Below are 9,594 nucleotides of genomic sequence, written 5' to 3' on the forward strand. Positions count from 1 at the left end.
GATCGACGGTCTCCCGGCCGCCGCCGCAAAAGCGAAGGCCCGCCGCTCCGATCCGGGGCGGCGGGCCTTTTCGTTTTCGGCGATTGCGGGAGCCGTTCAGCGTGCGCGATGCCGCAGCGGCCGGACGTTGCTTTCGGTCTCGACCTCTTCCTCGGCCGGGCGCACCTTCTTCAGCTGGACGATGAAACGCTCGGCACCATTCTCCATGACGGCGATGCCGGTCAGGCCATGCGCCCAGTCACAGGGAACGACGTGGATTTCCTTGATGGTGGCGGTGCCGGCCGCCAGTTCCGCACGGTCAAGGACCACGTCCCCGACCCGGAATCCCAAATAGGCGTCGATCAGCATTCTCTTGGGCGTCCGTCTTCCGTTTCAGGCCACGCACCGGGTCCGGCACCGACGGCCGGTCTCCCTCACGATGGACCATCTTGCCATAGATTGGACCGTTCGTGGCGCTTTCCCAGCGAGGACGACGCAGTAAACCGACCGGGACCCCCGTTTGCCCCACGCTCCCGGTCCAAAACAGGAAGCGCGGAAGCGGCCGTCCCCGTACGAGGGAGGAGACGGAAACGGCCGCTTCGGCGGTCCCGGACCCTGAGCGGATGCCCATGGTCGGGAGCAGGAACGCCGGCCGTCGCACCAGCGGCGACCGGGACGGCGGCGTCCGGCAGGCGCAGAATAGTTCGAACGTCGAACCATACGCGCCCCCTACCTTCGTTCAGGGCTGCACAGTTTTTGTGCAACATCGAGACCGGCCGTTGTTGGCGGGTCAAACCTTGGGATAGGCTCAGGCACCATTTCCCCTCCCCCGGCAAGAGGTCCGTCGGTCGTGCAGAGTTGGCTGGTGCTGGCCGTTTCGGCGGCCTATCTGGGGGTGCTGTTCGCCATCGCCTGGTGGGGCGACCGCCGCACCGCCGGGGGTGGGCTGCTGTCGGCGTCGCCGCGGACGGCCGCCATCCTCTATGCGCTGACGCTGTGCATCTACAACACCAGCTGGAGCTTCTACGGCTCGGTCGGGCGGGCGTCGGCCAGCGGCTTCGATTTCCTGCCGATCTATCTGGCGCCGATGATCCTGCTGCTGGCGGCACGGCCGGTGCTGACCAAGACCATCGCCATCACCAAGGCGCAGAACGTCACCTCCATCGCCGACTTCATCGGCGCCCGCTATGGCAAGAGCCAGGCGGTGGCGGCGCTGGTGACGCTGACCGCGCTGGTCGGCGTGCTGCCCTACATCGCGCTTCAGCTGAAGGCGGTTGCCGCCAGCTTCGACGTGCTGACCGCCCCCTCGCTGGCCGCCCCGGCCGCCCTGCCGCCGCCGATCTGGGGCGACACCGCCTTCGCGGTGGCACTGTCGATGGCGGTCTTCACCATTCTGTTCGGCGTCCGCCACATCAACGCCAGCGAGCATCACCGCGGCCTGATGCTGGCCATCGCCTTCGAAAGTCTGGTGAAGCTGACCGTCTTCGTGGCGGTGGCGGCCTTCATCGTCTGGGGCATGTTCGACGGCTACACCGACCTGCTCGCCCGGCCGCAGGCTGACCCGCTGCTGTCGCCCGACTTCACTGACCCGACCTGGTGGTCGAACACGGCGATCTCGATCATCGCCTTCCTCTGCCTGCCACAGATGTACCATGTGATGACGGTGGAGAACGACAGCCCCCGCCATCTGCGCGCCGCCGCCTGGATGTACCCGACCTACCTGCTGGCGCTCAGCGCCCTGATGATCCCCATCGCGGTGGCCGGTCTGATCACCTTCGGAGATGGCATCAACCCCGACACCTTCATGATCACCCTGCCCATCGCGGCGGGGGCCGGCGGCTTCAGCCTGCTGTCCTTCATCGGCGGCCTGTCGGCGGCGACCGGCATGGTCATCGTCGCCGCGGTGTCGCTCAGCACCATGCTGTGCAACGACGTGGTGATGCCGCTGCTGCTCAGCCGCCCGCGCTTCGCCGCCCGCGTCGGCCGGCGCGACATGGTCGGCACGCTGCTGCTGGTGCGGCGGCTGTCGGTGCTGGGGATCCTGCTGCTCGCCTATATCATGCACCGGCTGGTCGATCGCGATTACCCGCTGACCGTCATCGGTCTTTTGTCCTTCGTCGCGGTGGCGCAGTTCGGGCCGGCCTATTTCGGCGGGCTCTACTGGCCGCGCGCCAACCGGGTGGGGGCGCTGGCGGGGCTGGGCGCCGGCTTCCTGCTGTGGGTCTACACGCTGCTGGTGCCGTCGATGGGCGGCATCATCCCGGTGTCGGCGGATTTCCTGGATTTCGGCCCCTGGGGCATCGGCTGGCTGCGTCCGCAGGCGCTGTTCGGGATCGACGGGCTGGACCCCATCTCCCACGCCAGCCTGTGGAGCCTGCTGGCCAACCTGATCGCCTTCGTCGCCGGATCGCTGCTGGCCCGCCCCAGCGCGGTGGAGCGCACCCAGGCCGTCTTCTACACCACCGCCACCGCCGACCGGGACGAGGACGACACCCCCCAGGCCCTCGCCAAGTTGGCCGACCTGCGCGCGCTCGCCATCCGCTTCGTCGGGGCGGAGCGCGGCAACGCCGCCTTCGACGCCTACGCCGCCAGAGGCGGCCTGCTTCACCTGGTCGGCCGCAAGGGCGAGGGCGGTCCCGCCGACCTCGACGCCGTCCGCTTCACCGAGACGCTGATCGCCGGCGCCATCGGCGCGGCGTCGGCACGGGTGGTGATGGCGGCCTCGCTGCAGGGCCGCTCGCTGTCGCGCGGCGACGCCATGGCGATGCTGGACGAGGCGTCGGAAGCGCTACGCTTCAACCGGAAGCTGCTTCAGGCGACGCTGGAGAACATCGGCCAGGGCATCTGCGTGATCGACGCCGATTACCGCATCGCCGCCTGGAACCAGCGCTATCTGCAACTGCTCGACCTGCCGGCCGACATGGTGCGGGTGGGCGTGCCCTTCGCCGACCTGATCCGCTTCAACGAGCGGCGCGGCGAATACAGCGCCCACGACATGAAGGCGCTGCTGACCAACCGCGACACCGCCAACCAGCAATGGCCCTACCGCTACGAGCGGCGGCGCCCCGACGGTACGGTTCTGGAGATCGTCGCCAATCCGCTGCCGGAAGGCGGCTACGTCTCCACCTACACCGACGTGACCGAGCGCTACCGCGCCGCCGAGGCCCTGCGCGAGGCCAACGAAAGCCTGGAGCAGCGCGTGCAGGAGCGCACCGACGCCCTCCAGCAGGCGAAGGCGGAGGCCGAGACGGCCAACGCCAGCAAGACCCGTTTCCTCGCCGCCGCCAGCCACGACCTGCTGCAGCCGCTGAACGCCGCCCGCCTGTTCGTCTCGGCGCTGGAGGAGAGCATGCGAGGGGCCCTGCCGACGCCCGAGCAGCGGTCGGCCGAATGCGGCATGATCGACAACGCCGCCGCTTCGCTGCGCTCGACCGAGATGCTGCTGGGCGGGCTGCTCGACATCTCCTCGCTGGACGCTGGCAATGTCCGGGTGCAGATGCGCAGCTTCGCCATCGACGAGCTGCTGGGCGGGCTGGGGGTGGAGTTCTCCGCCCTGGCGCAGGAACGCGGCCTGACGCTGAAGGTGGTCGGCTGCGGCGCGGTCGTGCGGTCGGACCCGCAGCTTCTGCGCCGCATCCTGCAGAACTTCCTGTCCAACGCCATCCGCTACACGCCCAAGGGCCGGGTGCTGCTCGGCTGCCGCCGCCGCCGCGACCCCATCCATGGTGACCGCCTGCGCATCGAGGTGTGGGACACCGGCCCCGGCATCCCCGAAGCCAAGCGCCGCGAGGTGTTCGAGGAGTTCCGCCGGCTGGGCGGCGAGAATGGCGGCGGCAACCCGGCCGACAAGGGTCTCGGCCTTGGCCTCGCCATCGTCGACCGCATCGCCCGGCTGCTCGGCCATCCCGTCACCCTGCGCTCCACCGTCGGGCGCGGCACCGGCTTTGCGGTCGAGGTGCCGTTGGAGCAGGCGCGCGCCACCCCGGTCGACCGCCCGGTCTCCACCCCCGCCGCCCTGTCCGCCGGGCTGCTGGTGCTGTGCATCGACAATGAGGAGCCGATCCTGGCCGGCCTGCGCGCCCTGCTCGGCCAATGGGGCTGCCGGGTGGCGACGGCGTCGGACGTCACCGGGGCGCTGGCGGCGCTCGCTCCCTTCGACGGGGCGCTTCCCGATGTGGTCTGCGTCGATTATCACGTCGGTGACGGCCAGACGGGGCTTGCGGTTCTGGAGCGGTTGCGGGAATTGTGGGACCGTCCGGTCAAGGGGCTGCTGCTGACCGCCGACCGTTCCGAAGCGGTGCGGGCCGAGGCGGAGCGTTGCGGCTGCGGCGTGCTCTACAAACCGGTGAAGCCGGCGTCGTTGCGCCGCTTCCTGAACGGGGCGGCGCTGCAGACGGCGGCCGTGGCCGAGCGATAAGGCCGGAACCGGACAAAAGCCGGGCGGCCGCAAATGGGGGGAGTGCGGAAACCATGGGCGAGGACAGCGCGGTAAGCGAACCAACGGCGTCCGGACAGGCGATGGCTACAGAAGCGGCCACTGAAACGACCGCTGAATCCACCACTGAAACGACGATCGTCATCGGCGACGACCATCCGCTGGTCCAGGCCGCCTTGCGCGACGCGCTGGGCAAGGCGATGCCGGAGGTGCGGGTGATCGAATGCCCGGACCTCGACTCGGTGATGACCGCGGTGGGGCGGCGGCCGGACGACATCGACCTCGTTCTTCTCGACCTCAACATGCCCGGCACCAACGGCTTCGCCGGCCTGTTCCTGATGCTGGCCCATCACCCGACCGTGCCGGTCGCCATCCTGTCGGCCCTGCAGGACTCCGACACCATCCGCCGGGCGCTCGCCTATGGCGCCTCGGGCTACATCCCGAAATCGCTGTCGATGCCGGCGATGGCCGACGCCATCCGCGCCATCCTGTCCGGCGAGACCTGGGCGCCGCCGCTGTCCGCCGCCTCGTCGGAAGCCGACGAGACCGATGCCGCCCGCCGCTTCGCCTCCCTGTCGCCGCAGCAGCTGCGCATCCTGACGATGATCGTCGACGGCAAGCTGAACAAGCAGATCGCCGGCGAACTGAACGTGTCGGAGCAGACGGTGAAGGTCCATGTCTCCAGCATCCTGCGCAAACTGAACGTGGTCAGCCGCACCCAGGCCGCCGTCGTCGCCGGCCGGCTGGCGGTGGGCGGGGATGTGCTGCGGTGATGCCCGCTTCTTTCCACTGACTGTAACCCGAGCGCCACCATGGTCATACTGCTCAGCCTGTCGCTGACCCTGTCGCTGGTCGTCCTGCTCGGTGCCGCGGCGATGGAGCGGGCGGCGATCCTCGGCCGGATCAACGGTGCCAACGGGCTGACGATCCTGGTGGCGTTGATCGTCTCCGCCGCCGCCTCCCTTGTCGTTTCCCTGCTCGCCGGCTGGATCGGCGGTTGGAGCGCGCTGTTGGCGGTCCTGGCAGGGTCGGCGCTCTACCACTGGGCAATGGCGAAGCTGCTGCTGGGCGGCTTGCAGGCCCTCGCCTCGCGCATCGCCGCCGGCGACCGGGCGAAGTCGCCGTCGCGCTGACACCCACCCCGTTCTTCCTTTGTACGCATAAGCTGGCGGTTGGCGCCCCCCTTTGCTAAGCTGCCGCCACGATGACCACCGCCCTGCACAGCGTCTGCCGCGACTGCGCCGCCGCCCTGCCGGGCGAGGTGACGCGCTGCCCGAAATGCGGCAGCCGGCGGCTGTTCCGCCATGCGGAGCTGCACAACCTGTCCATCGGCCACATCGACTGCGACAGCTTCTATGCCACCGTGGAGAAGCGCGACCGGCCGGAACTGGCCAGCCGCCCGGTGATCGTCGGCGGCGACGACCATCGCGGGGTGGTGGCCGCCTGCTGCTATGTCGCGCGCATGTCGGGCGTGCGCTCCGCCATGACGATCCGCGAGGCGCTGGACCGCTGCCCCGACGCCACCATCATCCGCCCCAACATCGCCAAATATAAGGAGGTCGGCCATCAGGCCCGCGCGATCATGGAGGCCTTCACCCCCCTGGTCGAGCCGATCAGCATCGACGAGGCCTATCTCGACCTCACCGGCGTCGAGGACCGCCTCAGCATCAGCCCGGCCCAGGCGCTGGTGGAAATCGTCCGCCGCTTCGAGCGGGAACTGCGCATCACCGCCTCGATCGGCCTCAGCTACAACAAGCTGCTGGCGAAGATCGCGTCCGACCTCGACAAGCCGCGCGGCTTTTCCGCGCTGGGCCGGGCGGAGGCGGCGGCCTTCCTGGCGCCCAAGCGGGTCACCATTCTGTGGGGCGTCGGCCCGGCGCTGGAGCGCAAGCTGTTCGCCGACGGCATCACCCGCGTCGGCGATTTGCAGGACAAGGACGAGCATTGGCTGGTCAAGCGCTACGGCGCCATGGGCCGGGTGCTCTACAGCTACGCCCGCGGCGAGGACTCCCGCCGGGTCCATCCTGAGTCGCCGAGCAAGAGCATCTCGTCGGAAGAAACCTTCGACTGGGACGTCACCACCCTGCCCGCCCTGGCACAGGAGCTTCGCCCGCTGGCCGACAAGGTCGCCCGCCGGCTGGAGCGCGAAAAGCTGCTCGGCCGCAGCGTGGTTCTGAAGCTGAAGACCAAGGATTTCCAGCAGCTGACCCGCTCCCGCCGGGTGGAGCCGACCCGGTCGGCCGAGGCGATCCTCGCCGCCGGCATCGCCCTCCTGGAGCGCGAGGTCGACGGCCGCGCCTTCCGCCTGATCGGCATCGGCTGCACCGACCTGACCCACCCGGAAACCGCGCCGGATCCGGAACTGGACCTGTTCGGATAGCGCGGCCTCAGTCGGCGGACTCCTCCAGCGCCGGCAGGCTGCCCGGCCGCACCACGCTCCGGATGGCGAAGCTCGACTGGATGCGCACGACGCCCGGCAAGCGCGACAGCGAGTCCTTGTAGATGCGGTCGTAATCGGCCGGGTCCTGCGCCACCACCCTCAGCAGATAGTCGGAGCTGCCCGACAGCAGAAAGCATTCCCGCACCTCCGGACAGCGGCGGACGGCGGCGTCGAAGCGGCGCAGGTAATCGTCGGTCTGCCGTTCGAGCGTGATCTGGACGATGACCGTCACCGACCGCTCCTCGTCCGCCGTTTCGATGATGGCGGTATAGCCGCGGATCACGCCGGAATGCTCCAGCATATGCAGGCGGCGCAGGCAGGCCGATGGCGACAGACCGACCTCCGCCGCCAGCTTGGCGTTGCTCATCCGGCCGTCCTTGCGGAGAAGGCGCAGGATCTTGTGGTCCAGAGCGTCCAGGGCGTGCATGCAACTTTATTCGAAAACGTGGCGGATCATGCGAAAGCTCCACCACACTATGGGGGATTCATGCAAGGCTTTGCAGAGATTCTCTCCGTCCGCCCGCCGTATAGTGACCTTCCTGAGACAATCCGCCACACCGATGGTTTCCCCGGATACCAGATCGGGTCGGCCCAGATTGGCTGAGTCAGGCGCTTGGATCGGGGAGTTCTCGCATGGTCACGCGCATCGGCGTTCCCAAGGAAATCAAGAACCACGAGTACCGCGTCGGGCTGACGCCGGCCTCGGTCCGCGAACTGGCGGCGGACGGCCACTCCCTGCTGGTGCAGGGCGGCGCCGGTGCCGAGATCGGCTTTTCCGACGAAGCCTACCGCGCGGCGGGGGCCGAGATCGCCGGCTCCGCCGAGGAGGTCTTCGCGAAGGCCGACCTTATCGTGAAGGTCAAGGAACCGCAGCCGGCGGAATGTCGCAGGCTGCGGCCGGATCAGGTGCTGTTCACCTACCTGCACCTCGCCCCCGATCCCGAACAGGCCCGGCTGCTGATGGAAAGCGGCTGCACCGCCATCGCCTATGAAACCGTCACCGACCGCGCCGGCCGTCTGCCGCTGCTGGCGCCGATGTCGGAGATCGCCGGCCGCATGGCGATCCAGGTCGGCGCCGTCGCCTTGCAGAAGAGCAACGGCGGCTCCGGCATCCTGCTCGGCGGCGTGCCCGGCGTGCTGCCCGGCAAGGTGCTGGTCATCGGCGGCGGCGTGGTCGGCGCCAATGCCGCCCGCATGGCGATGGGACTGGGCGCCGACGTCACCATCGCCGACCGGTCGATGCCCCGGCTGGCCCAGCTCGATGACCTGTTCGGGCCGCGGCTGAAGACGGTCTATGCCTCCGCCGACACGCTCGACCGGCTGGTCGCCGACGCCGATCTGGTGGTCGGCGCCGTGCTGGTGCCGGGGGCCGCCGCGCCGAAGCTGGTGCGCCGCGACCAGCTGGCCGGCATGCGCCGCGGGTCGGTGCTGGTGGACGTCGCCATCGACCAGGGCGGCTGTTTCGAGACCAGCCACGCCACCACCCATTCCGACCCGACCTATGTGGTGGACGGCGTCGTCCATTACTGCGTCGCCAACATGCCGGGCGCGGTCGCCCGCACCAGCACGGAGGCGCTGAACCATGCCACCCTGCCCTTCGTCCAGGCGCTGGCCGGCAAGGGCTGGAAACGGGCGCTGGCCGAGGATCCGCACCTGCTGGCCGGGCTGAACGTCCAGGCCGGCCGGCTGACCTATCGGGCGGTGGCCGAGGCCCTGGGACAGCCCTTCACCGACCCCCGCCAACTGGTCGGCGGATGATGTGAACAGCTGTTGACAAGGATCTGAACGATGTTTCCCGTACACACAAATCCGAGAAATTTTCATCGGAACAGCTCCATGGGTTCAGAATGATTGTTGTTTTTTTCAGCCCGCGGAAAGAGAGTGTTGCGCCTACTGATGAAGTTGCATTACCTGTCTGTGTCAAGAAAACTGACAGCATACGCAACCGGCACCTAAGTGCCGGGGCCGAAGACAAAGAACAGTTTTGAACAGGGTAAGGCGCGGCGCCTTTCGCCGACTGGTCCGGACCGGGCGGTCATTCCGTCCGATCTGAGCCGAGATTCACAAACAGGATGTCCGGCAGCGATGCCGGTGGGGACGCCACGGCCGCAGGCCGTGCCGCGCAAGTGGGAGCTGTTGGCTATGGTCGAACGACGGAATGCCGCTCGGGTGCGGAACAGCACCCCCGCGCTGTCGTCGCGTATCCGGATGACGGAAGGCCCGATCCTGGGCCGCCGGACGATTCCGAGCCGACACATTCAGACTGGCCAGACGCAGACCCGCAGCGGTCCCCGATAACGAATTCGCCCGAAGCCCCGCCGGATCCCGCATCCGGCGGGGCTTCGGCAAGAACCGGGTGCGGCGGCGGGGTTCCAAGCGTCCCCTGCCTCGGTCCTGGATGTTCTCCCCCGTTCATCCGGATCGGAACTCCGCTGCCGCACACGGCTTAATTCAAGTCTTGAGCACCAAGTCTCGCGTGCCTGCCTAATCGGTGTCCTGGGAGAGTGGGAGAAGCCTGTCTGATGGATTATTTCATACAGCAATTGATCAACGGCTTGTCGCTTGGGGCGATTTACGGCCTGATCGCGATCGGCTACACGATGGTGTACGGCATCATCGGCATGATCAACTTCGCCCATGGCGAGATTTACATGATCGGTGCCTTCGTCGCGCTGATCACCTTCCTGGCCATCGGCGCGCTCGGCGTCACCTGGGTGCCGCTGGCGCTGCTGATCATGCT

7 protein-coding genes and 1 pseudogene are annotated in these 9,594 nt (G+C 68.3%); 6 read left to right on the forward strand and 2 right to left on the reverse strand.

Annotation, left to right across the window (positions count from 1 at the left end; all coding sequences use genetic code 11):
• Positions 1-96: 96 nt before the first annotated feature.
• Positions 97-348 (reverse strand): hypothetical protein, encoded by a 252-nt coding sequence (locus TSO5_RS22325; protein ID WP_109076207.1) that lies wholly within the window; start codon positions 346-348, stop codon positions 97-99.
• A 481-nt stretch (positions 349-829) separates the two neighbouring features.
• Between TSO5_RS22325 and TSO5_RS22330 the strand changes: the two genes are divergently transcribed.
• The 4 genes from TSO5_RS22330 (at position 830) to TSO5_RS22345 (ending at position 6,794) form a co-directional block, all read left to right on the forward strand.
• Complete coding sequence (locus TSO5_RS22330; RefSeq protein ID WP_109153692.1) at positions 830-4,396, forward strand: PAS domain-containing hybrid sensor histidine kinase/response regulator; 3,567 nt, start codon at positions 830-832, stop codon at positions 4,394-4,396.
• A gap of 101 nt (positions 4,397-4,497) precedes the next feature.
• The gene (locus TSO5_RS22335; protein WP_109153693.1) at positions 4,498-5,187 is read left to right on the forward strand and encodes a response regulator transcription factor; all 690 of its coding nucleotides are present in this window, start codon (positions 4,498-4,500) and stop codon (positions 5,185-5,187) included.
• Positions 5,188-5,226: 39 nt separating this feature from the next.
• Positions 5,227-5,547 (forward strand): hypothetical protein, encoded by a 321-nt coding sequence (locus TSO5_RS22340; RefSeq protein ID WP_109153694.1) that lies wholly within the window; start codon positions 5,227-5,229, stop codon positions 5,545-5,547.
• A 71-nt stretch (positions 5,548-5,618) separates the two neighbouring features.
• Positions 5,619-6,794 carry a DNA polymerase IV gene (locus tag TSO5_RS22345; protein ID WP_109153695.1) on the forward strand — a complete coding sequence of 392 codons (1,176 nt, stop codon included), beginning with the start codon at positions 5,619-5,621 and terminating at the stop codon, positions 6,792-6,794.
• A 7-nt stretch (positions 6,795-6,801) separates the two neighbouring features.
• Here TSO5_RS22345 and TSO5_RS22350 read toward each other — a convergent pair whose 3' ends face one another.
• Complete coding sequence (locus TSO5_RS22350; RefSeq protein ID WP_109153696.1) at positions 6,802-7,281, reverse strand: Lrp/AsnC family transcriptional regulator; 480 nt, start codon at positions 7,279-7,281, stop codon at positions 6,802-6,804.
• 206 nt (positions 7,282-7,487) lie between these two features.
• Here TSO5_RS22350 and ald point away from each other — a divergent pair, with 206 nt between their 5' ends.
• Entirely contained in the window at positions 7,488-8,612 is a 1,125-nt protein-coding gene (gene ald, locus TSO5_RS22355; protein ID WP_109153697.1) for an alanine dehydrogenase, read from the forward strand.
• Between the two features lie 764 nt (positions 8,613-9,376).
• Positions 9,377-9,594: pseudogene (locus TSO5_RS22365) on the forward strand (branched-chain amino acid ABC transporter permease LivH); the annotation flags it as partial.

The sequence above is a fragment of the Azospirillum sp. TSO5 genome, from assembly GCF_003116065.1.
Taxonomy (GTDB): Bacteria; Pseudomonadota; Alphaproteobacteria; order Azospirillales; family Azospirillaceae; genus Azospirillum.

Coding starts and splice junctions, on each gene's coding strand:
- TSO5_RS22325 (WP_109076207.1), bottom strand. CDS start 348: ATGCTGATCGACGCCTATTTGGGATTCCGGGTCGGGGACGTGGTCCTT.
- TSO5_RS22335 (WP_109153693.1), top strand. CDS start 4,498: ATGGCTACAGAAGCGGCCACTGAAACGACCGCTGAATCCACCACTGAA.
- TSO5_RS22340 (WP_109153694.1), top strand. CDS start 5,227: ATGGTCATACTGCTCAGCCTGTCGCTGACCCTGTCGCTGGTCGTCCTG.
- TSO5_RS22345 (WP_109153695.1), top strand. CDS start 5,619: ATGACCACCGCCCTGCACAGCGTCTGCCGCGACTGCGCCGCCGCCCTG.
- TSO5_RS22350 (WP_109153696.1), bottom strand. CDS start 7,281: ATGCACGCCCTGGACGCTCTGGACCACAAGATCCTGCGCCTTCTCCGC.
- ald (WP_109153697.1), top strand. CDS start 7,488: ATGGTCACGCGCATCGGCGTTCCCAAGGAAATCAAGAACCACGAGTAC.